Source organism: Bacillus sp. 11B20, assembly GCF_056098985.1.
Map to the genome: position 1 here is coordinate 948,600 of NZ_JBLZWZ010000009.1, position 22,345 is coordinate 970,944.

Here is a 22,345-nt window from a genome sequence, read left to right on the forward strand (position 1 = left end):
AAACTAAAGAAAGAAGCCTCCACTCCTGTGAAGGCTTCTTTCTATAAAAATGGATTATAAAATCTCGTTCCTCTAACAAATGTAATCACTAACGAAACAATCAGTACCGCACCAACAAATATGAACGCCACATAATCTGCTTTTTGAAAGTCTTTTGCCGTAAACCATGTACGCTTTTTATGCTTTCCAAACCCGCGCAGCTCCATTGCATTGCTGATCGTTTCAATCCGCTCCAAGCTGGAGAAAATCAGCGGCATGACAATCGATAACGCATTTTTGATCCGTTTCCCCAGCTTTTCATTCTTTGATAAATCAATTCCTCTTGCTTGCTGAGAAATCGCGATCGTGCGAAAATCCCGCTGAATATCTGGAATATAGCGAAGAGCAATCGCTACCGCATAGGAAATCCGGTAGCTGACCCCGATTCTGCTGAGCGATGAGGCAAATTCACTTGGATTTGTTGTCACAATAAATAAAAGCGCTGCTGGCATCACGGTCACATATTTTAGCGTAATGTTCAACTGATAGAAAAGCTGTTCAAGTGTGACGTTGTACCAGCCGGCAATATGAAACAGCTCATGCTTTGCTCCGTAGATGGCGACACCTTGCTGAGGCGCAAAGATGTAAATGGCGATGTTATTAATCACTAGGAAAATCGCCAGGACGATCACCACGAAGGAAATATCACGAAATCGCACGTTTGATAGCTGAAAGAACACGATACTAGCAACTAGCATAAACACTAAAACGCCTGTATCATACGTGAGCATCGCTGCGGATGACCAGAGGATAAAGCAAATGAGTTTGGTGGCACCTGTCAGCCGGTGAATCGGCGACGGGCGATCGATATAGGACAGCATGTCTACAGCCATGTCATTCGTTCCTTTCTGTCAACCTCAATGAAGCGATCCACGAGTTCATTTGGATTCGGCCAATCAGCTTTCAGCGCCAGTTCATACAGCGAAGTTTCCTTTAAGCTCGCCTTTTGGACAAGCAGCTGATCTGTCAGTACTTTGGCTGGTGTATCATCTGCGATTTTTTCTCCATCTGAAATGACAATGGTTCTTGTTGTGTATTCTAGCATTAAGTGCATATCATGGGTGATCATGAAAATCGTGACACCCTGCTGATTTAATTGTTCTAAAAACGTCATCATCTCTGTGTAATGTTTAAAGTCCTGTCCTGCGGTTGGTTCATCTAGGATGAGGATTTCTGGCTCTAATACAAGAATTGACGCAATGGTGACGCGTTTTTTCTGTCCAAAGCTGAGCGCTGAAACCGGCCAGTTCCGAAATGGATACAGCCCACACACTTTTAGGACCCGCTCCACCCGTTCTTTGATCTCTTCTTCCTTTACGCCTCTTAAAACGAGACCGAGTGCGACTTCATCAAAAATCATTTGTTTTGAAATCATTTGATTGGGGTTTTGCATGACGACGCCGATTCGTTCGGAGCGCTGTTTGATCGTATCTCCTGTGATGTCATCACCATTTAAAAGAATTGAGCCTTTCGTTGGCTTTTCAAACGCACAGAGCACCTTAGATAATGTTGTCTTGCCTGCTCCATTGGCTCCTGCGATGCTGATCATTTCTCCTTTTTTGACCGTAAAAGAGATGTTTCTCAGCGTGTTTGGTCTTGTTGGATAATCAAAACTCAGCTCACGCACTTCTAGTAAATCCTGTGCTGCAATCTGCTCTACTGATGGTTCAGACGCTTCCATCCACTTCTCAATTTTCTCTTTTGCCTCATCGTCTAAGATGAGACGCTGTAAATCAGCGATTTGATCTCCAGGCGCGACCGGAATGCCTGCATATTTCATCGCCTTTACATATAAAGGCTCACGTAAATACGCCGCTTCTAGAACATTTGAAGCGAGCAATTCATCTGGTGTCATATCCGCTACAATCGTTCCTTCATTGACAACGATGATGCGATCCACATGACGGAAGAGGACGTCTTCTAATCGGTGCTCAACCATCACAATGGTTTTTTTCGTTTGTTTTTGCAGCCGGTCAATGAGGTCGATGACTTCTTTACCTGTTGCGGGATCAAGGCTTGCAAGTGGTTCATCAAACAGTAAAATGTCGACATCGTTGACAAGTACACCCGCAATGGCGACACGTTGTTTTTGCCCGCCTGACAGCTCATGCACGGACGATGCCAACTTGCCGTCTACCTCTGTTAATCTAGCTGCTTCCTCGACACGTGTTTTCATTTCTTCTCGTGTGACTTGATCATTTTCAAGTGTAAATGCGATGTCTTCTCCAACGGTCAACCCTATGAATTGTCCATCAGGGTCCTGAAGCACCGTTCCGACAAGCTGGGAGAGGGAGAAAATGTTCTCTTTCTCTGCATTTTTCCCGCCGATGTGAAGACTTCCTTCCATAGAACCTTTATAAGACGCAGGAACTAGCCCATTGATACAATGGGCTAGTGTGCTTTTTCCCGATCCAGACGGGCCTGCGATGAGAACTTTTTCTCCTTCATAGATGGTCAGGTTGATATCCTTTAATGTTGGTTCTGCCTGACTGCGATACTTGAATCCGAAATGTTCGAATTGAATCATCGGTTTCTTCATTTATGTGTTCCACCTTGCTTCATGATGTTTCTTTCGATAGACTGCCGCTTTTGCTTCTCGTTTTTGCATAGGCTGCAATGATGATGGTTCCTAGTACACCAACTGTGATGATGTTCGAAATTCCTGCCACAATGCCTTGAACAAATACTTTGTTCGCAGGTTCTGCATAGATCACAATGTCGAGCACAGGAGCAATGATAAACCAGCCTAATGCCTGTGCGCCTGCTTGTACGGCGTTGAAAAGCGTGATTTTCTTCCAGCCGAAGTCTCCCTCTTCTACTTTTAAACGGTTAGAAATAAAGCCGATCAATAAACCAACGACACCCGAAACAATAATCCAGCTCCACCAAGGGCCAAATGTGGTCGCATCTTTAATGAGATGGCCAATAAAACCAATCAATGCGCCTGCAACAGGACCAAATAGCACGGCCATTAATGCAAGGAATGCGTATGAGGTTTCAATTTGTGTATTCGGAATTCCAGTTGGAATGGAGACAAATCGTCCTAAAATCACAAAGACGGCTGCGCCAATTCCAATAGCAACGACAGTTTTCGTTGAAAGTTGTTTTCCTGCCATGATGTATCCTCCTCTTATTCGTATATAATGCGCGGAGCTTTGCGAATCGAAAGGCGCCAGCCTGTGCCTGTACCGATGTTATAAGCCTTTGCAAATGACCCTTGATTGATCGCCACGCCTAAATGGTCTAGTGAATTGACATATACGAGTGGTTCGCCTACCTTTAAGTCGGCAAAAGATCGTCCATAGGTCATGATATTTTTATACACATTTTTTGGCCCGTTGGCAATGGTAACTTCTATTGCATCCCCATAATTAATTGAAAGCTGTTCAAATAGCGTGTGATGAATGTTTGTCCATAGGTTTCCAAATCTCACATCTAAAATATCAATCGTCCCTGTGATCACATCTTCTTCCGCATATGCCTGTACGACTGGAAGATGGATAATATCATCAATATTCGCCTTTGGCCCAACCTCTTCAAAAGAAATGACACCTGATGCAATTCTTGCCCCTGTATAAGCGTAAATATCTCTCCCATGGAATGTATGTGATTTTCCCGACTTTGGCAGCCGGTTAATGGTTTCATCTAAATAACGGGCTTCCACAATGCCAATATCCTGCGCGACGTGCGTGAGTGTCCCGTTATCTGGGGTAATGATATAGTGTGAGCTTGTCGTTTTAACAACAAGACTTTTTCTCTCTGACCCAACACCTGGGTCAACGACGGAAACGAATACCGTCTCTTCCGGCCAGTATGTGACGGTTTGAAGCAGACGATAAGAAGCTTCCCAAATGTCATACTGCGGAATATTGTGTGTTAAATCAAAAATGCGGATGCTGCTGCTGACCGTATTTGCCACTCCGTACATCGCACTGACAGCTCCATCATCAATGCCGAAATCTGATTGTAAAACCAATGCATGTTCACTCATGTCAATCTCCCTTTCATTTGAAAAAATGGATGTGGTGTTTCACGTGGAACATTTGAACAATTGTATGAAAAAAAGTGGACAATAAAAAATACCCCATCCTTATCTTTGAATCATAAGGACGAGGTATTTGTCTCGTGGTACCACCTTTATTTACTGTTTGCTCGCGCTAAACAGCCTCTACAAGTACAAAGCTCCAATCTGGCTCATATACTGTGGTTTTGATAACGAGTACCAACTCTCGTCGTCACCTACTAATATCATAGATATGTTCAGCACGAGGCTCAGAGACCATTTTTCGAATCATTATTTTTGCTTCTTTTCAGCTGCCGAAGCTCTCTGTGGAAAAATTGATGATTGTACTTTCTCTCGTCATTGCCTGTATAATTATCTTGAATTAAAGCTATCATACATGATATTTTTTCATAAATCAAGATATTTTTCTGAACATTTTTAAAAATGAGTCAACTGGTGCTGGAAGAGTCTTCTTTTTATGAAATTTAAACAAATGTTAAAGAGCAAGATATGGTGTCTTTCTATTCTAGGGGTATAATAAAGGTGAAGGGAGGTACAGCGTGTGTGGACCATCTGTATGAATGAGTTTAAGCAGCTCTTCAAAAGCACAAAATCTATTTTAACAATTGTTATTATTTTCATTTTATCTACTTTTGTTTCAAGTCTTCCATTTATCGCTGCTCATCAGGAACAATGGGAACTGGCAAAGGATCCTTATTCTATTGGGAATGAACTGGTGATTTCTTTATTTGGTTTTTTCCTTATTTTTTTGTTGTCTCATGATATTTTAAGCCGCGAAATTCATTTGAAAACCATTCGTTTTCTCGTCAGTAAAACAACCCGTTTGAACATCATCATCGGGAAATATCTTGGACTGATGCTGTTTTGGCTTAGCTGTATTATGACGACATATGTCCTGAATATGATGATTTCACACCGTTTTTTGTTCTCTGATGCGTTAAAAATCTTAACCTTTATCAGTGTCGGTATCTCATGTGCTTTATTTTTATCCATGCTCTTTCCAACACCGCAGAAATCAATGTTTGTCGGCATGTTATTTTCCTTTCTTTTCCCAATCGTCAGTATGATTTCTGTTCTTTCTTCAGAACGAATGATTCATTGGTTCCAATATATGACGCCTTATTATTATGCGCGCTGGAGTGAACCGCTGACCTACGTCCTAATGAACACGGCATTGACCGTTATCTTACTCATTGGAACTGCACTGCTGTTTCAAAGGAGGGATGTGTAGATGCTTCATACAAAAGGGCTTACAAAAAAATATCGTACAAAAGTCGCAATAGATGATATTAATCTTGATGTCAATCAAGGCGATATCTTCGGACTCATTGGACCAAAGGGATCTGGTAAGACGACGTTTTTCAATATTATTACCGGAATCTCCCGCCCTACCTCTGGTACGTTTACAGTGATGAATAAGCCTTCGCTAAAAAAAGTGAGGCAGCATATCGGTGTTCTGCCTGAATATACGGATTTATATGAAGGTCTTACGGCTCTTGAGCATATTGCCTATTTATCAAAAATCACCGGAACACGCCAGAAAACGAGTGATTATGAAGAACTGCTCGAATTTGTCGGCTTACATCATGATCATCAGGAGAAGGTCGGTGCCTTCACACCTGGTATGAAAAAGCGGCTTGGAATGGCGCAGGCCATCGCCCATCAGCCGGAATTTATTTTACTCGACGAGCCTTTTGCCGATATTGATGCAGATTCGATCTTGCACATCCAGCGGGTCATTGAAGCATTAAAGGATGAAGGAAAAACCGTCTTTTTAACAGCTGACCGCCCAAGGTTCACCAATAGTATTTGTACCAAAACTGCATTCATTTCTGAAGGAAAATTAGTGTCCCCACATACTCATCCTCAAGAGAAAACCATCACATCCTCAAACATACGTGCAACCTTCAAGCATGCATGGATTGATGATGAGGTGAAACCTGTTCTCACGCAGTACCTACAAACTGTCGGAACAGATCTTGTGATCAGTGATGACGAGACCTCATTGTTAATTCGTTCAGAAGCTCAAGTTCCAGCGATCATTCGCGCTTTCGTGAAGTGTAAAGTCGATTTATACAGAGTCACGGCTCAGGATGCCATGATGTCCTCATAAAAAAGTACCGTACGCTTTCTGCACGGTACTTCTTCTTTTTTATAAAGATTTACTCATATAGATCCCAGTTTCTGCAAATCCCGTTTTTTCGTACAGTGAACGGGCGATTTGATTGTGAGCAAAGACATGGAGCGAGAGTTTTTGCACACCTAATGACTTTGCCTCCTTTTCTAATGCAGCAATAGCCTGCTTTGCAAAGCCTTTTCCTCGATAAGCTTCAAACAAAATAAAGTTATAAATAAATCCTTCGTGCTGCGGGTGATTCGGGTCATAGCAAAGCCAAACCCAGCCAATCGCTTCATCTCCGTTTAAGAAATTCCATAGCTCATGATGCTCTGTCTGAAGTCCTTCTGGAAGAAGCCTGTCAAATTGTTCTTCTGCGTTCGCAAGTGATTCTTCCTTTTCCCATGTTCCTGCGAGTACCTTTTCTTCCGCGTACCGCTGAATGGCCTTCTTTATCAATACATCGTAATCGGTTTGTGACATCCGTTGTAGTGTAACCAATCGTACAACCCCCTTTTCTTCATCATATGTCAGTCATGCCAAAAAAACCAGTCCCTTACTGGAACTGGTTAGCTGCCATATCGGTCGGTTTGAGAAAGTTTAATCTCTGCTGATTTTTTCTTCCCGCTTCGGTAAAATTGCACTCTTACCTTATCGCCGACCTTCTTTTGATATAAGTATTTACGAAGATCTACGATATTCTGTACACTTTTGCCATCAAAGGAGGTCACGACATCCAGCTCTTTTAGTCCCGCTTTTCCTGCTGGAGATAAAGGCTCAACACTCATGACAACAACCCCAGATGTGACCTTGGATGGCAGTTTCAATGTTTCCTGCCAGTGGTAACTCGCAATATCCGCTAATGATTTCATGCCGACGCCAAGATACGGACGCTTCACCTCTCCGTAGCGCTCTAAATCCTCTATGACAGGGATAACCAAATTCGCTGGAATGGACAGCCCGATTCCTTCTACCTCTGATTCAGCAATCTTCATTGAGTTGATGCCGATCACTTTTCCGTCCATATTGATCAAGGCACCACCGCTGTTTCCAGGATTGATGGCGGCGTCTGTTTGCAGTACTTCTGCATTCCAATCCGTTTGTCCGTCTCCATTTGAGTCGACAGGGATCGCTCGCTCCGTGCCCGAAATGACCCCTTGTGTGACAGAGCCTGCGAATTCAAGCCCTAATGGATTTCCAATGGCGATGACTGGCTCACCCGGCTTCACATGATCTGAGTTACCGAAGGCCGCCGTTTTCTTGATTTTATCACTTTTGACAGTGAGAACTGCTAAATCCATAAGCTGATCACTGCCGACAAGATTGGCACCAATTCTTGTCCCATCATGAAGGCTCACTTCAAGCTGGTTGGCGCCTTTGATGACGTGATGGTTTGTGACAATATAAAACGTGTCACCCTTTTTTTTATAGATCACACCTGACCCGCTGCCTGCTTCTCCGCCTTCCTCCCAAAAGCTCGACTTTTGGATATTAATGACGCCGACTACCGTATCTGACATATTAGACACCACTTTCGTGACAGCATCATTGACGTTCACATTCACAGTTTTTAAAGGGCCCTGAGATGTTTGTCCATCACCATTTTGCTGCCATCCAAAGGGACTGCCGCTCTGTCCAGATACATAGGGGAAAAAGAATCCCATTAAAAAAGCTCCTACCAATACACCGATCAAACCAGAAAGAAAATATCCTTTTCTGCTTCGTCTCGGCTTCCACTCTACATCGCGATAATCCACTATGTTTCCTTCCTTTCAGTGAATAGATGATGTATATAGTGTTGGTAAGAAGCTCTTATCTTAATCATACGATTGTAAAAATCATACGGCGCAAAGCGGGGTTGCTTTTTTCGGGTCCGTATCAAATAAATCAAAGCCGTCCCCAACAACAAAGCCCTTCATTTCAAGCGTCTGCTGGACCGCCATACGGGCTAAATCCTTCATGTTGTTGTCTTGACTCAAGTGAGCCAAATAAATGCGTGAGGTGGCATCTCCAATGACATCTGTCATCGCAAGAGCAGCATCTTCATTCGATACATGTCCGACATCGCTCAGAATTCTACGCTTAATGCTCCATGGGTATCGGCCCATTTGCAGCATACCGACATCATGATTGCTCTCAAACACAAACGTATTGGCTGACTTAATAATGCCTTTCATGCGGTCACTCACATAGCCGGTATCCGTCATGAGCGCAAGTTTGCGCCCTCCATAATGGAATACGTAAAACATAGGCTCTGCCGCATCGTGTGAGACGCCAAATGACTCGACATCAAGACCGCCAAAGGATTGAACGGTCTCCATATCAAAATGGAATTTCTGCTCTGTATCAATTTTTCCGATATGAGACTCCATCGCCTTCCATGTTTTCGCATTTGCATAGACAGGAAGCTTGTACTTTCTTGCCATGACACCAAGCCCTTTAATATGATCGGAGTGCTCGTGTGTCACAAAAATGCCGTCCAAGTCTTCAGGCTTGCGGTCGATTTGGCCAAGCAGCTCGACCATCTGTTTGCCGCTTAAACCAGCATCGACCAAAAAGGCATGCTCGTCTGTTTCTAAATAAAAAGCGTTCCCCGTACTTCCGCTCGCTAGTACACTGAACTGCAAGCTCATGTTCTCTCACTCCATTGAAGATTTGTCATCTTTCTCTATATGATCAAGTGTTGAGCCATCGATGGCATTGATCAAATATTCTTCCTCTGTCTTTTTCTTTGAACCTGCTGATACGCCTTCAAGCTCCACACGCCATACAGGAACCATGACTTGCGTGCTTGCCCCCGGGTATTGCGTATAGTAACCAAGCTCTACCTTTTTCACGGTCGTGTTTTGGCTCAGCATATTTTGCGTATATAAGTCCTTCACGGTTTCAAGTGCTGGGACAAGTGTTTCTTTTCTCACTTCATTAATCGACGTCACCATTGACTGCTGATAAGAAACAACTTCGTTTTGATCGTTGAGATCTAAGGTGATTTTACCGATGGTTTCGGTGTCATCCAGGCCTTCTTGGAAGATGTATTTCCCTTTATACGTTTGGAAAAAGACGATTTTCCCTGTCTCTTCATCTATATTCCACAGCTTATAATTCTTCCCATCCAGCAATCGCTGGTTCACAAGGTTCGTCGCCGCTGTTTTGATATCCTTTTTCGGCAAGGCAACTGGCTTATTGAAGGTCATTTCAAGCAGCGTGACAGGATCATCTTTATCTGTTTTCGGGAATGTGCTTTTCGCCTTTTGATCAGCTAATCCGTCGACATCCTTTTTTGTATATTGCTTCTTTTCAGCTGTAATGCGGTATCCAATCTTCGCTTCATCTGATAGATTGCCATATTTGATCCCGTCTGCCTTCATTTCTTCCAGCGTATCCGTTTTTTCGATAATCGCAAAATGATCGGTTGACCGTTTTTCAAAGTATTGAAAACCTAGAAAGATATCGAGAACGAGAAAGGCTAGGATAAAGATCGTTTTGGTCTTATTCCACTCCATGATTCTCGCTCCCCTCTGTCAAAAGATCATTCGATAGAATCACGGTTTTGCCGTTATACTTCATACACCATACAGGCTCCAGCCAGACAAACATCCCTTGATCTTGATCTGATGCAGTTGAAACAGCTTGATATGCCGGGAAAATCTGTTCAATTTTCTCCAAGTCATCATATTTCGTCTGCTTGATGATCAAGTCCTTCAGCTCTGTCCCGTTCATCAGCTTGACCTGTTCACTTTGACTCGCTTTATTGCCAAGAATATAGTTTGGACGCTTGTAATTCAAAATGTCATCATTCGCCCATTGGACTTCAAGGGAGGTCATCCCAAATGGATGCTTTGTACTGTTCACAATCGGCAGACCGTCCATAAACATATTGAAGGACAGCTGCTGGTTTCTGTTGATGCCAAAGTATTGGTAGTCATCAGTAAAGCTTCCCGTATCATTGAAATATTTCACGCTTCGCTTGATCAAATCCCCCGTTTGGAAAACAGTGCTGGAATTGATATTGCGATGCTGATATTGAATGCGGTGGTCTTTTTGATTGGCTTCAAGGCGGCTTGTGCCATCTGTGTACACCGTCCGGTTTAAATTAGATTCCTCACCGACAAGACTCGGGTCCGTAAACAAAGCGTCTTTGAACTTGTTTGTCTTAATCGTTTCGATAAAGAACATTTTCGCTTCAAGCTGCTTTTGCTTTCTCGGAAGAAGGAAATCTCGTTTAGAATTCGTAGAGAATGTATAAAGATCATAGCGCGGCATCTCGTTTTGAGCGGCAGCGATACTGGCCATTAGATTACGGTAGTTGGCGGACTCAATTGTCAGCTCAAGCACCGTTTCCTTGCTGTATGAGACCAAGTACACTTTCTTATTGGCCTTATCCTGCTGAGCGAACGGCACAATCATCCGATCAAACGAGTTGTATTCAATGGACTTGTTCGGCCATTTAAAGAGCGCCTGGAAAATATCAATCGGAATCGGATCATTGAATACAAGATCCAATGTCTTTCCTTGCCCTTCGCGTCCATAGAAGAAATTCTTAAATTTCTGCTCGGAATATTGATCCGACACATCATTAACCTCTTTGACATCCCAAAGGCTCACATCATTCCAAAAGTTTTGAAAGAGTTCCTTTTGATCTACTTTAAAATGCTCCCCATTTGAATGGATAAACATCTCGCGCGGCTTCACGACATCAATGAGACTTCTAGGCTCGTCGCTTGAAATCTTCTTCGTTTCCACGACCTGTGTGCCTGTATCTGCCTGATCCTGCATGACGGGCTGGAACATCCAGATATTCCACGTAAATACAAGACTGATCGCAATTAGGATTGTCAATATTATGGTTTTAAAGGTCTCACGCTTCATCCCAATCATCCTCTTGTTCTTCATTGTACGGAAGGGTAAAGGTCACCGTTGTCCCTTTTCCTTCAATGCTGTCAGCCCAAATATCTCCGCCATGAGCCTGAACCATTTCTTTTGCAATCGCAAGACCTAGGCCGGTTCCGCCAAGCTTTCTTGTTCTTGCTTTATCCACTCGATAAAAACGTTCAAAGATTTTATCCATATCCTTCTTCGGAATACCGATTCCTTCATCTTTCACGCTGAATAACACAAGGCCTTTCTCCTCATCCAGATCGACGGTAAACGTGATGTGTCCACCCTCTGGTGAGTATTTCATGGCATTGGAAATGATATTATCGAGCACCTGTGTAATTTTATCTTGATCGATTTCCACATATACTTCACGCTGCGGCAGGTTGCGGATAAAATCGACATGCTGCTCCTTCGTCATCTCAAAACGATCAATGACGAGCGAGATAAACCTGATAAAGTTCGTCCACTCACGGTTGAATTGATAATCCTTGCTGTCGAACTTAGACAGCTGCAGCAGGTCATTGACAAGCCGGATCATGCGCTCAGTTTCATTTTGTGTGACACTAAGGAATCTTGGCGCAAGCTCCTTATCACCAATCGCCCCTTCAGCCAGCGCCTCAAGGTAGCTTCGCATCGTCGTCAGCGGTGTGCGCAGCTCATGCGATACGTTCGCGACGAATTCACGGCGCTCAGCATCAATTTTCTCCTGCTCAGTGACATCATAAATGACCGCAATTAAGCCATCAATTTTCCCATGCTCTTTCTGAATAACGGAGAAATTAACACGCAATACAGACAGCTGGTCTTCTCGTTCAATTTCGATCAGCATGGAGTCTTGATTTTCGACTAAATCTTCAAATGTATGAGTTTCCTCTAATCCAAGTAAAGACGTAATCGGCATCTCTAATGCTGTTTCACGTGAAACATTCAACAGCTCTAATGCGGGGCTGTTTAATAGAATAATTGCACCGTTTTGATTCGTTGCGATGACGCCGTCCGTCATATAGGCAATAACAGAAGAAAGCTTTTTCCGCTCACCCTCCGTCATCAGCTGAGCTTCCTCCAGCTCTCTCGTCAGATGGTTAAAGGTTGTCGCAAGCTGGCCAATCTCATCATGCCCATACTTCCGGACCTTCCTGGAGAAGTTTCCTTTGGCAAGCTCGATCGCTTGCTTTCTCATATCTGAAATAGGATGAGTGATCGTTCTGAAGATGAAAATACCAAGTAGAGCAGTCGTCCCAAGTGCAATCAGTGTCCCTGTTGCCAAAATGGTGTTAATGGTTCGCATTTGGTTAAACACACTTTCCATTGAAGACACAACATAAATCACACCAACGGTCTCTTGGTTCTCATTTTTTACGGCTGTCGCAGAAATACGCACCCTTTTATTTGATTCAGGGTCATAGAATTTTTTTTCATAGTCTTTGCCAACCGCGAAAATACGGCTAATGATTTGATCAGTGATTTTCTTGCCGGCAATCTCTTGGCTGCCATTATTGACAGAGGCAATGACCTCTCTGCTTTCGTCAATATAGCTGACTTCAGAGATTTCATTAGACTCATCTTTGTTGTTAAAATCGTTCAATATCTTTTGAGCATCCTCTTTTAATTCTGCCTTGCTTTTCGATGAATCTTGTTCTAGGTAATACGATAACGAGTAGATTCGCTGATTCAAGGAATTATCATATGAATTAATTAAGGACTGCTCTAGCTGCTTCACAAAGTACACGCCAATGATCTGCATGGCGACGATGATCAGCAGCACGTAAATCAAGGTCAATTTGAAGTGAATCGAGCGAAAAAAACCTACTTTACTCATAAGAATCTTAGTCCTGCTCTGGGTTTCTTAAATAGTAGCCGACGCCTCGTCTTGTCACGATCCAGCTCGGATGGCTAGGGTTGTCTTCAATCTTTTCACGAAGACGGCGGACTGTAACGTCTACTGTACGGACATCTCCGAAGTAATCGTAGCCCCATACGGTTTGCAGCAAGTGCTCACGTGTCATGACTTGTCCGATATGTTTCGCTAAGTAATGAAGCAATTCGAACTCACGGTGCGTCAATTCAATCGTTTCCTCACGCTTAGACACCACATACGCATCTGGATAAATGACGAGTGATCCAACCTCAATATCATTTGATTCAGATTCTTCCTCCGTCTGCGGAGCAGCGGTTTGTCTTCTCAAATTCGCTTTCACGCGGGCAAGCAGCTCACGCGTGCTGAAAGGCTTTGTCACATAATCATCTGCGCCAAGCTCAAGGCCGATGACTTTATCAATTTCAGAGTCTTTTGCTGTCAGCATGATAATGGGCATGTCGTATTTCTTTCTCACTTCACGGCATACTTCAACACCATCTTTATTCGGCAGCATAATGTCGAGCAGAATAATGTCCGGCTTAATTTCTTCTACCATTTCAAGGGCTTCGTTTCCATCATATGCACAATGGACCTCATAGCCCTCTTTCCTTAAATTAAATTCCAATATATCAGCAATCGGTTTTTCATCATCTACGACAAGAATCTTTTTTTCCATTGTGATTTCCTCCTGCATTTTTAGCATCTATGTCATTCCATTTTGCATATATCATTACGCCTTTTCCGTTTACGAAAAAAAGGCTCACTGTCTATTATAACGTTTTACGAGGCAAAGATAAAAATAATAACGGCTTTCTTTTCTAGTAAACGTTGGATAGGAAGGCGCCGCTCAAAAAAATTGATGACTTTTTCCTTTTTTATTGAAACTTTTCCAATCATCAGCCGTCTATATAGATGTAACGTCTTCTTCTTATGGAGCCGGGCCCTACCTAGGTCCGGCTTCTCCCTTTTTATGCCTTCTTTTCATAATAAAAACGCACCTGCGATTGCAGATGCGTTTGGAAGTGGCTCGGGACGGAATCGAACCGCCGACACACGGATTTTCAGTCCGTTGCTCTACCAACTGAGCTACCGAGCCATCATCAAAAAGATGAATATGTATAAATGGCGGTCCGGACGGGACTCGAACCCGCGACCTCCTGCGTGACAGGCAGGCATTCTAACCAACTGAACTACCGGACCTCAGTAACTTGCCCGAAAAAGCAATCGTGGTGCTCCTTCAAGCAAGTGAGGAAAAAATTAGCTTAACGCTAAAGTAAATCAATGACCCGTACGGGATTCGAACCCGTGTTACCGCCGTGAAAGGGCGGTGTCTTAACCGCTTGACCAACGGGCCAATACATGGTGAGCCATGAAGGACTCGAACCTTCGACCCTCTGATTAAAAGTCAGATGCTCTACCAACTGAGCTAATGGCTCTCGGTTTGTGAAAAGTAAATCTGAAGAAGTTGTATTGCGTCAAACCAATCGCTTTAAAAAAGCTGGAACATCGCATCCTAACAAGTTTCAGAGACCTTTGCAACAACGAGATTTATAATATCATAGAATAATTACATATGGCAATACGTTTTTCGACATTTTTTTAAAAAAAGTGTCGGATGTCAAATCTGCTTTCAAAGCCTCCACTTCTGCAACCGCATTCATTAAATACGTCTTTTCGGATGATTTCTGCCTATTCAAACACATAGACACGTTTCAGGCCGCTCAAAAATGGCTATACATGAAACAAGTGACATTGTCATTGAAAAAGGAGGAAGCAGTATGAGTTCATTCAAATTAGGAGATAAAATGCCCAACTTTTCACTTCCAACAATACAGGGCGATCACATTGATTTCGACAAACATTTAGAGGAGCATCAAAGCTGGCACCTGATCGTTTTCTTTAGAGGATCTTGGTGTCCGGTATGTGTAGAAGAATTAAAAGAGCTCGAACAGCAGCAGTCCTATTTTCAGGACAAGGATATTCACTTGATGGCGATTTCAACCGATAACCCTGATGACTTGAAGGCATTTGCGGAGAAAGAGGGACTGTCCTTCCCAATCATGTATGACCATGACCTCACGTCTTTAAAAGCATATGAAGTCCACTATCACGGGGAAGATGCCCCATATGAAGACCACGGGGTGCATGGTGAACCCGCCTATTTCTTATTAAATGAAAAAGGGCAAGTGCTCTATCAGCAAAGACAAACAAGTCCGTTTGGCAGACCGCATGCAAACGAATTACGCAAAATCATTCAGTACATCCGTAAAAACTTAAAAGGCCAATATAAAAGCCTGAAGTAAGAAAAAAGCCCTCGTGATGAGGGCTGTTTTTATGAATGTTTTTTGTTAAATAACCAGTCGGCGGAGAAAAAAACAAGGAGTCCCGCCATTAAAATGACAAAAGTAACCGGTGGCCTGTCACCTTGGAAATACGCGTACAACGCATGCCCTCCTAATGCGAGAAGATAAAAGACAAATGCCGGCACAGCCGCTTGATGTGCATTCGCTTGTTCTTTTTTCGTCATTTTTTTAAAAAACATATTGTCTATCCCCTTTATGATGCTTTTTTCATCGTCACCCTGCGAAGTGCCCGTGAACGGATATATTCCATTGGTCCAATTCTCCAAACCTTTAGGCAAACTGCTGAAATCGCGATTTGCAGAAGGGAAATTAACAGCCATGCCAATACAATAAGGGGCGCATTGATTTGACCGCCAAGACCCAATCCCCAACTATAAAAAAGAATGGAGCAGATGACATTTTGCAGGATGTAGCAGCTAAGCGCCATTTTCCCTACATATTCAAACCAATTCCACATGAACCATGACTCCGTGCGTGCGAGGAGCTTCGCAATGACAGCTATATAGAAAATAGAGAGGAATGGTGAAAAGGCGTAGCGCACCGCAAATTCCACTAGATCGTTTGGAACGAAGACTAGTGCATTCAGCGGCAGACCAACCCACAGTCCGATTCGGAACAATATTTTCCGGAGAGATTGTCCGCGTTCATTTGCATAAAATACACCGGCTCTCATCATCCGCACACCTAATAAAAACAGAAATGTGTTCATTGGAATGATAAAGATTGCTTCTTCTCGGTACATGAAAAAGTATTGTAACCGTTCTTGAACCTGCGAGATCCATGTCTCTGGAAGCTGCTCTTCCAGCGCCGGTTCACCGTTTTGATCATCGGCCGCTGACTCCATGTCAGAGAGGGAGTACACCATCAAACATGACATGACGAGTAGATGAATCACACCTGAGAATATCATGCCTTTTTTGATACGCCTGCTGCCTCCCCGTACAATGTAAGCCACAAGCAGCCCAGTAACGGCATAACTCATGAGCACATCATATTCCATCACGAGCGCAAAATGGACAAAGCCTTCGATAAATAAAAATAAAAGAATCCATAAATAAGTGCCCGGCCAAGGCGTGTTTTTCCTTTTTGCCTGCTGGTATTTCAGCTCCAATCCAACACCAAACATGATCGTGAGCAGCGAGAGCATTTTTCCATAAACGAACATGGAGACAAGGCTTTCAAGAAAACTGCCATTTTCATATTCATCCGCAATCTGATCTGTCGCAAAGGTATCCCCTGTGTACGCAAAAAACCAGACGTTCGTTCCCAATGTGCCTAGTATGGCAAAACCTCGTAAAATATCTAATAATCGTATTCTTTCTTTCACTAGAACGCTCCTTCCCTCTATACAGTTATCATATTTTGGTAATGACCGGAAGTCCGCTCTACTGAAATTAAGGAATATTTAAACAAAAAAACACCAGTAAAATGCGAGATTTTACTGGTGTCTCATCAATCTATTCTTATGGACGGTACACGCTGCGGACAACGTTCGTTTGTGAACGATCTGGTCCGACTGAGAAAATGGAAAGTGGAATACCTGTTAATTGTGAAATGCGTTCTAAATAATGGCGGACATTTGCAGGCAGTTCACTTAAGTTCTTCACACCTGTAATATCCTCTGTCCATCCAGGCATTTCTTCGTAGACAGGCTCACATTTCGCTAATTCGTTTAGGCTTGCTGGGAATTCCTCTGTGATTTCTCCGTTCAATTTATAAGCAACACAGATTTTCAACTTTTCAATCCCTGTTAGTACATCAATTGAGTTAAGAGATAAATCTGTAATTCCGCTCACACGGCGTGCATGACGGACAACAACGCTGTCAAACCAGCCGACACGGCGCGGGCGTCCAGTTGTCGTACCGTATTCACGGCCAACCTCACGAATTTGATCGCCAATTTCATCATGGAGTTCTGTCGGGAATGGGCCATCTCCAACACGTGTTGTGTACGCTTTTGACACGCCGACCACATGTTGAATTTTCGTTGGTCCTACACCAGAACCAATCGTCACTCCTCCAGCTACTGGGTTAGATGACGTCACAAATGGGTATGTCCCTTGATCGATATCAAGCATGACCCCTTGTGCTCCTTCAAATAGCACGCGGCGGCCTTCATCTAGTGCATCATTCAGAACAACAGATGTGTCTACGACATATTTTTTCACTTGCTGGCCATATTCATAATACTCGTCTAAAATATCTTCAATCTTGAAGCCTTCTGTGTCGTACATTTTCTCTAAAAGACGATTTTTCTCTTCTAGATTACGTGCAAGCTTCTCTTCAAATACTTCACGATCTAATAGATCTGCGACACGGATACCGACGCGAGCTGCTTTGTCCATATAAGCTGGTCCGATTCCTTTTTTCGTCGTGCCGATCTTGTTAGCCCCTTTCCGCTCTTCTTCTACCTCGTCCAATTTTAAATGGTAAGGCAGAATAACATGGGCTCTATTGCTGATTCTGAGGTTATCTGTACTCACATTCCGTTCGTGAAGATACGCAAGCTCAGTGACCAACGCTTTAGGATCAACCACCATTCCATTACCGATGACACAAGTTTTCTCTTTATAAAAAATACCGGATGGAATGAGGTGTAGCTTGTATGTCACTCCATCAAATTTGATCGTGTGACCTGCATTGTTTCCCCCTTGATAACGGGCAATCACCTCTGCATTTTCTGAAAGGAAATCGGTAATTTTCCCTTTCCCTTCGTCACCCCACTGCGTACCTACTACGACTACTGAAGACATATCGTGCACCTCCGTTAACCTTTCAAAACGTTATCTCTTTCAAACACATTTATTTTATCAATGCACACCGAAAAAGTCAACGCGAAATCCGAACATTAATATCTCGAAATCAAATTTTGTTCGCTTTAAATATATAGAAAAGCGCTTTAATCACTTCTTTAGCGCTTAGAAATGGAGATTTTGAGAAAAAACAACTTTTTATCGTGTCCACTGTTCATCAACATAAAAAAGACCCCCAGCAATGGGAGTCTTTTTTAAACCGGTGTAATACCATCTGTATTCATCAGCACAACCCGATACCCATCTGGATCTTCAATGGTTGCTCCTCCCCGGTCCCAGTAAGGATTCGTTGAGGTGACATGCCGGCCGCCAAATGAAATCAATCTCTCTTTCATTTGCTGAAATTCCTCTGCATCCGGAATATAGAAAACAAGCAGCTGTTCTGGATGCGGGGCAGGCAGGCTTTCTTCTTCTTCATATTTGGTGATTTCTAAATGAACATGCTGGTGAGGCAGCCCGAGCATCACACCATCGTACCCTTCATGCTGATCAAATGAGCCTATTCGTTTGAGCCCTAAGCCTTCTTCATAAAAGGAAACAACCTCTTTCATGTTGACGGTTGGGCGTGCGATACGTAATTGAGCGGCTTCAAACTGTTGAAATTTCATCAGTCTTCACTCCTTTTCTCCTTTTAGTATACGCTCTCTCTTTTTCTCTCTCCTCCTCATATTGACTGTTTTTTCAATCATTCTTTCGATGTAGATCAATCAAAAAAAGCCCAGCTTCTTGAGCTGGGCTTTAAGCACCGGGCGGAACACCCGCATCATCAAATCTTCTTTCCAGGTTGACGAATTTGTTATATTCTTTGACGAACGCCAGTGATACTGTACCAACTGGACCGTTACGCTGTTTGGCAATGATGATTTCAATAATGTTCTTATTCTCTGATTCTTTGTCGTAGTAATCATCACGATAAAGGAATGCCACGATATCGGCATCCTGCTCGATACTTCCTGATTCACGAATATCAGACATCATCGGACGTTTGTCCTGACGCTGCTCAACCCCACGTGAAAGCTGAGACAAGGCAATAACCGGAACTTCAAGCTCCCTTGCCAGCGATTTTAATGCCCTAGAGATTTCAGAAACCTCCTGCTGACGGTTATCACTTGATCGTCCGCTCCCTTGAATGAGCTGCAAGTAGTCTATCAGGATCATGCCAAGACCATTTTCTTGCTTCAAGCGGCGGCATTTCGAGCGAATTTCACTTACTCTGATTCCAGGTGTATCATCAATGAAAATCCCGCTGTTTGACAGCGAGCCCATCGCCATTGTCAGCTTGCCCCAGTCCTCTTCTGTCAGATTACCGGTTCTTAAGTTCTGTGCATTGATATTCCCCTCTGCACACAGCATTCGCATAACGAGCTGCTCCGCACCCATCTCTAAACTAAAGATGGCGACACTTTCGTCCGTTTTGGTCGCGACATTTTGGGCAATGTTCAATGCGAAGGCGGTTTTCCCTACTGATGGACGAGCCGCTACAATGATTAAATCATTTCGCTGGAATCCAGCTGTCATCCGGTCAAGCTCAGAGAAACCCGTTGGAATCCCTGTGATATCGCCTTTGCGGTTATGAAGCTGTTCAATATTATCGTATGTTTGAACAAGAACGTCCTTAATGTTTTGAAAGGCTCCTGAGTTTTTACGCTGAGCCACTTCCATGATGGTCTTTTCAGCATCACTCAACAGGTCTTCTACTTCATCCTCACGCGTGTACCCATCCTGTGCAATGGTTGTCGCCGTACGGATCAGACGTCTTAAAATGGATTTCTCTTCTACAATTTTTGCATAGTATTCAATGTTTGCGGCCGTTGGGACCGAGTTCGCAATATCGGTTAAATACGAAATCCCGCCTACCTCTTCTAGTAAATCTGTATTGGCAAGCTCAGATGTCACCGTGACAAGATCGACCGGTTCTCCTCTATCGCCAAGTATAAGCATCGCATTGTAAATCTTTTGATGCGACATTCTATAGAAATCCTCTGGAATTAATACCTCAGAAGCGAGCGTTAGCGCAGATGGTTCTAAAAAAACAGCACCTAATACGGCCTGCTCGGCTTCTATATTTTGCGGCGGCAGCCGGTCATCGAGAAGTTCCGTCATGCCAAGCACCGTCCTTTCATAAAAAAATACGCTACTCATCATTTTAACATTTTCATCAATAAAAAAGTGAAAAACATCGACTATAGTCAAAATTACCATGAGGATGTTTCGTTGAACAGCGAAACAACGCACTTCAATAGAAAAGACTCTGTAACATAAATTGTTATAGAGTCCTTTATTAACGGTATCTAGTTTTGTACCTGTCGTCCACGTTTTGTTAATCTATCGTTTTCTTAACCCCATAATTCTCTTTTTGTCCAATGTCTTGTAAAGAGCCATTTTGATAACCAATAGATAGCACCAAATCGGGAATAGAATCAAACCCGTTTTTCGCTAGGTCAAATAGTTGTGCACCATAATGTGAAGCAGCAATGCGTGCATTTTCAGCTGTGTATGGATTTTTCAGGAGTTCTTCTTTGTATAGATCAAAAATATTCGTTCCTTTATCCGTTACAAATTGACCGTTTACAATGCTTAAATCTTTTAAATTGTAGCCTGTCACCGTTTTGATTTGATTGACAAGATGGAACTTTGCTAGAGAATCAGGTGTGAATTGAGTAGAATCATCATTTTTGCTTTTCATAATATGGAAAAATAGTTCTCTTGTATTGTTAGTTGTATTTAATAGGTCTTCTATTTGTTTCATCAGCGATTCTTCTTTTGAACCACTTACCACTAATTTAAAATTGTTCGGGTCAATAGTAAAGGTTAAATTCGTGTTTTTAGGAATGGTTATACCGTTTTTAGAGAATAAATCTTGTAATTGTTCGTTCACTTTTTGACGATTGAGTATTTTCTTTTCTACACTTTCTTGTGTAGGATCGTACCGTTTTTCATTACGGAAGATGGCGTCATTAAAGTCATATTGACCTCCTTTTCCAGAATTAGCCCAGCCAATCTCCATCGTATAAGCAGCTTCTCTCTCTACTTTAGTTAGATCACTCCTGAAATAAGGAGAGCGTGGATTTCGATACTTATCGTGTATATGACTATGAGGATTTTTGAAACGTTTATTTTGTTCATTTATTTTTTGGTATTTTTCATCTAGTATTTTCATCCGTCTATCAGCTTCGGTCATCACCTCATTTGTACTTTTAATAGCTGAATGGCTATTGAAGTCCGAAAGGTTCTGCTTATTTAGAACGGCTGTCGTGTTAGATGTATTTATCTTCACTTTGATACTCCGTAATTCACCTTTTGTCCAATGTCATATAAGGAGCCGTTTTGGTAACCAATAGATAGCACCAAATCGGGAATAGAGTCAAACCCATTTTTGGCTAGATCAAAGAGCTGTGCACCATAATGTGAAGCAGCAATACGTGCATTTTCAGCTGTGTATGGATTTTTTAGGAGTTCTTCTTTGTATAGATCAAAAATATTCGCTCCGTTATCCGTTACAAATTGACCGTTTACAATGCTTAAATCTTTTAAATTGTAGCCTGTCACCGTTTTGATTTGATTGACAAGATGGAACTTTGCCAGAGAATCAGGTGTGAATTGAGTAGAATCATCATTTCTGCTTTTCATAATATGGAAAAATAGTTCTCTTGTATTGTTGGTTGTATTTAATAGGTCTTCTATTTGTTTCATCAGCGATTCGTCTGTTGATCCACTCACCACTAATTTGAAATTATTTGGATCAATGGTAAAAGTTAAATTTGTGTTTTTAGGAATGGTTATACCGTTTTTAGAGAATAAATCTTGTAATTGTTCGTTCACCTTTTGACGATTGAGTATTTTCTTTTCTACACTTTCTTGCGTAGGATCGTACCGTTTTTCATTACGGAAGATGGCGTCATTAAAGTCATATTGACCTCCTTTATTATTCCTTGCCCAACTCATTTCCATAATGTAAGCAGCTTCTCTTTCCGTTTTTGTTAAATCACTTCTGAAATAAGAAGAATAAGGGTTTCTATACTTATTATATATATGGTCTTGAGGATCTTTGAATCGTTTATTTTGTTCATTTATTTTTTCGTATTTTTCATCTAATATTTTCATCCGTCTATCAGATTCGGTCATCACCTCATTTGTACTTTTAATAGCTGATTGATCTTTAGAGTCGATTCGGTTCTGATTGTTTGAAGGTATCGTATATGACGTATTGATATTCATTTTGATTCTCCTTTTTTAAAAAAATTAGTGATTATT

21 protein-coding genes, 4 tRNA genes and 1 other annotated feature are annotated in these 22,345 nt (G+C 42.4%); of the genes, 3 read left to right on the top strand and 22 right to left on the bottom strand.

All coding sequences use genetic code 11. The annotated features are described in order from the left end of the window. Window positions 1-41: 41 nt before the first annotated feature. From ACN6NB_RS19045 to ACN6NB_RS19060, 4 genes are read right to left on the bottom strand one after another with little or no spacing between them, the layout of a single operon-like run. Window positions 42-872, bottom strand: coding sequence for an energy-coupling factor transporter transmembrane component T family protein (locus tag ACN6NB_RS19045; protein WP_003215200.1), 831 nt, complete (start codon window positions 870-872; stop codon window positions 42-44). Beyond that, window positions 863-2,578, bottom strand: a complete 1,716-nt coding sequence (locus ACN6NB_RS19050) for an ABC transporter ATP-binding protein (protein ID WP_327842001.1) — start codon at window positions 2,576-2,578, stop codon at window positions 863-865. Before ACN6NB_RS19050 ends, ACN6NB_RS19045 begins: the two co-directional genes overlap by 10 nt. A gap of 19 nt (window positions 2,579-2,597) precedes the next feature. Beyond that, entirely contained in the window at window positions 2,598-3,155 is a 558-nt protein-coding gene (locus ACN6NB_RS19055; RefSeq protein WP_024424020.1) for an ECF-type riboflavin transporter substrate-binding protein, read from the bottom strand. A 14-nt stretch (window positions 3,156-3,169) separates the two neighbouring features. Beyond that, window positions 3,170-4,030: an SAM hydrolase/SAM-dependent halogenase family protein gene (locus ACN6NB_RS19060; protein ID WP_024427616.1), complete on the bottom strand. Its 861-nt coding sequence runs from the start codon at window positions 4,028-4,030 to the stop codon at window positions 3,170-3,172. A gap of 111 nt (window positions 4,031-4,141) precedes the next feature. Further along, window positions 4,142-4,412 (bottom strand) — a binding site (T-box leader). A gap of 192 nt (window positions 4,413-4,604) precedes the next feature. Here ACN6NB_RS19060 and ACN6NB_RS19065 point away from each other — a divergent pair. Beyond that, window positions 4,605-5,294, top strand: coding sequence for an ABC-2 transporter permease (locus ACN6NB_RS19065; protein ID WP_058838361.1), 690 nt, complete (start codon window positions 4,605-4,607; stop codon window positions 5,292-5,294). After that, window positions 5,295-6,176, top strand: coding sequence for an ABC transporter ATP-binding protein (locus ACN6NB_RS19070; RefSeq protein ID WP_058838360.1), 882 nt, complete (start codon window positions 5,295-5,297; stop codon window positions 6,174-6,176). 39 nt (window positions 6,177-6,215) lie between these two features. On the opposite strand, the gene ACN6NB_RS19075 is transcribed toward ACN6NB_RS19070, so the two are convergent. The 11 genes from ACN6NB_RS19075 to ACN6NB_RS19125 all read right to left on the bottom strand — a co-directional run bounded on the left by ACN6NB_RS19075 (window position 6,216) and on the right by ACN6NB_RS19125 (window position 14,351). Beyond that, window positions 6,216-6,680: a GNAT family N-acetyltransferase gene (locus tag ACN6NB_RS19075; protein WP_106025382.1), complete on the bottom strand. Its 465-nt coding sequence runs from the start codon at window positions 6,678-6,680 to the stop codon at window positions 6,216-6,218. Between the two features lie 68 nt (window positions 6,681-6,748). Continuing rightward, a complete protein-coding gene (locus ACN6NB_RS19080) occupies window positions 6,749-7,939 on the bottom strand; it encodes a S1C family serine protease (RefSeq protein WP_371412197.1) in 1,191 nt (396 codons plus the stop codon). Between the two features lie 78 nt (window positions 7,940-8,017). Beyond that, window positions 8,018-8,812, bottom strand: coding sequence for an MBL fold metallo-hydrolase (locus tag ACN6NB_RS19085; RefSeq protein WP_024424026.1), 795 nt, complete (start codon window positions 8,810-8,812; stop codon window positions 8,018-8,020). A gap of 6 nt (window positions 8,813-8,818) precedes the next feature. Then, on the bottom strand, window positions 8,819-9,682 hold the full coding sequence (locus tag ACN6NB_RS19090) for a two-component system regulatory protein YycI (protein ID WP_126682570.1): 864 nt from the start codon (window positions 9,680-9,682) through the stop codon (window positions 8,819-8,821). Further along, on the bottom strand, window positions 9,669-11,048 hold the full coding sequence (yycH, locus tag ACN6NB_RS19095) for a two-component system activity regulator YycH (protein WP_474253541.1): 1,380 nt from the start codon (window positions 11,046-11,048) through the stop codon (window positions 9,669-9,671). Before yycH ends, ACN6NB_RS19090 begins: the two co-directional genes overlap by 14 nt. After that, the gene (gene walK, locus ACN6NB_RS19100; protein WP_024424029.1) at window positions 11,038-12,876 is read right to left on the bottom strand and encodes a cell wall metabolism sensor histidine kinase WalK; all 1,839 of its coding nucleotides are present in this window, start codon (window positions 12,874-12,876) and stop codon (window positions 11,038-11,040) included. Before walK ends, yycH begins: the two co-directional genes overlap by 11 nt. A 7-nt stretch (window positions 12,877-12,883) precedes the next feature. Continuing rightward, window positions 12,884-13,591, bottom strand: a complete 708-nt coding sequence (gene yycF / locus ACN6NB_RS19105) for a response regulator YycF (protein WP_024424030.1) — start codon at window positions 13,589-13,591, stop codon at window positions 12,884-12,886. 347 nt (window positions 13,592-13,938) lie between these two features. Continuing rightward, window positions 13,939-14,011: transfer RNA gene (locus ACN6NB_RS19110), tRNA-Phe, on the bottom strand. Between the two features lie 27 nt (window positions 14,012-14,038). Then, window positions 14,039-14,115: transfer RNA gene (locus tag ACN6NB_RS19115), tRNA-Asp, on the bottom strand. Window positions 14,116-14,197: 82 nt separating this feature from the next. Continuing rightward, window positions 14,198-14,269, bottom strand: a tRNA-Glu gene (locus ACN6NB_RS19120). Between the two features lie 6 nt (window positions 14,270-14,275). Further along, window positions 14,276-14,351: transfer RNA gene (locus tag ACN6NB_RS19125), tRNA-Lys, on the bottom strand. 342 nt (window positions 14,352-14,693) lie between these two features. Here ACN6NB_RS19125 and ACN6NB_RS19130 point away from each other — a divergent pair. Next, window positions 14,694-15,218, top strand: coding sequence for a peroxiredoxin family protein (locus tag ACN6NB_RS19130; protein WP_474253542.1), 525 nt, complete (start codon window positions 14,694-14,696; stop codon window positions 15,216-15,218). 29 nt (window positions 15,219-15,247) lie between these two features. On the opposite strand, the gene ACN6NB_RS19135 is transcribed toward ACN6NB_RS19130, so the two are convergent. The 7 genes from ACN6NB_RS19135 to ACN6NB_RS19165 form a co-directional block, all read right to left on the bottom strand. Then, window positions 15,248-15,457 (bottom strand): hypothetical protein, encoded by a 210-nt coding sequence (locus ACN6NB_RS19135; protein ID WP_039182844.1) that lies wholly within the window; start codon window positions 15,455-15,457, stop codon window positions 15,248-15,250. 14 nt (window positions 15,458-15,471) lie between these two features. After that, window positions 15,472-16,605 (bottom strand): DUF418 domain-containing protein, encoded by a 1,134-nt coding sequence (locus ACN6NB_RS19140; protein ID WP_059376739.1) that lies wholly within the window; start codon window positions 16,603-16,605, stop codon window positions 15,472-15,474. Window positions 16,606-16,741: 136 nt separating this feature from the next. Further along, window positions 16,742-18,031, bottom strand: coding sequence for an adenylosuccinate synthase (locus ACN6NB_RS19145; protein ID WP_474253543.1), 1,290 nt, complete (start codon window positions 18,029-18,031; stop codon window positions 16,742-16,744). A 254-nt stretch (window positions 18,032-18,285) separates the two neighbouring features. Then, window positions 18,286-18,699: a VOC family protein gene (locus tag ACN6NB_RS19150; RefSeq protein WP_268465161.1), complete on the bottom strand. Its 414-nt coding sequence runs from the start codon at window positions 18,697-18,699 to the stop codon at window positions 18,286-18,288. Window positions 18,700-18,829: 130 nt separating this feature from the next. After that, on the bottom strand, window positions 18,830-20,194 hold the full coding sequence (dnaB, locus tag ACN6NB_RS19155) for a replicative DNA helicase (RefSeq protein WP_024424034.1): 1,365 nt from the start codon (window positions 20,192-20,194) through the stop codon (window positions 18,830-18,832). Between the two features lie 217 nt (window positions 20,195-20,411). Continuing rightward, entirely contained in the window at window positions 20,412-21,368 is a 957-nt protein-coding gene (locus ACN6NB_RS19160) for a DUF4885 family protein (protein WP_144493771.1), read from the bottom strand. Next, a complete protein-coding gene (locus ACN6NB_RS19165) occupies window positions 21,365-22,309 on the bottom strand; it encodes a DUF4885 family protein (RefSeq protein ID WP_126682575.1) in 945 nt (314 codons plus the stop codon). Before ACN6NB_RS19165 ends, ACN6NB_RS19160 begins: the two co-directional genes overlap by 4 nt. Between the last annotated feature and the right edge of the window lie 36 nt (window positions 22,310-22,345).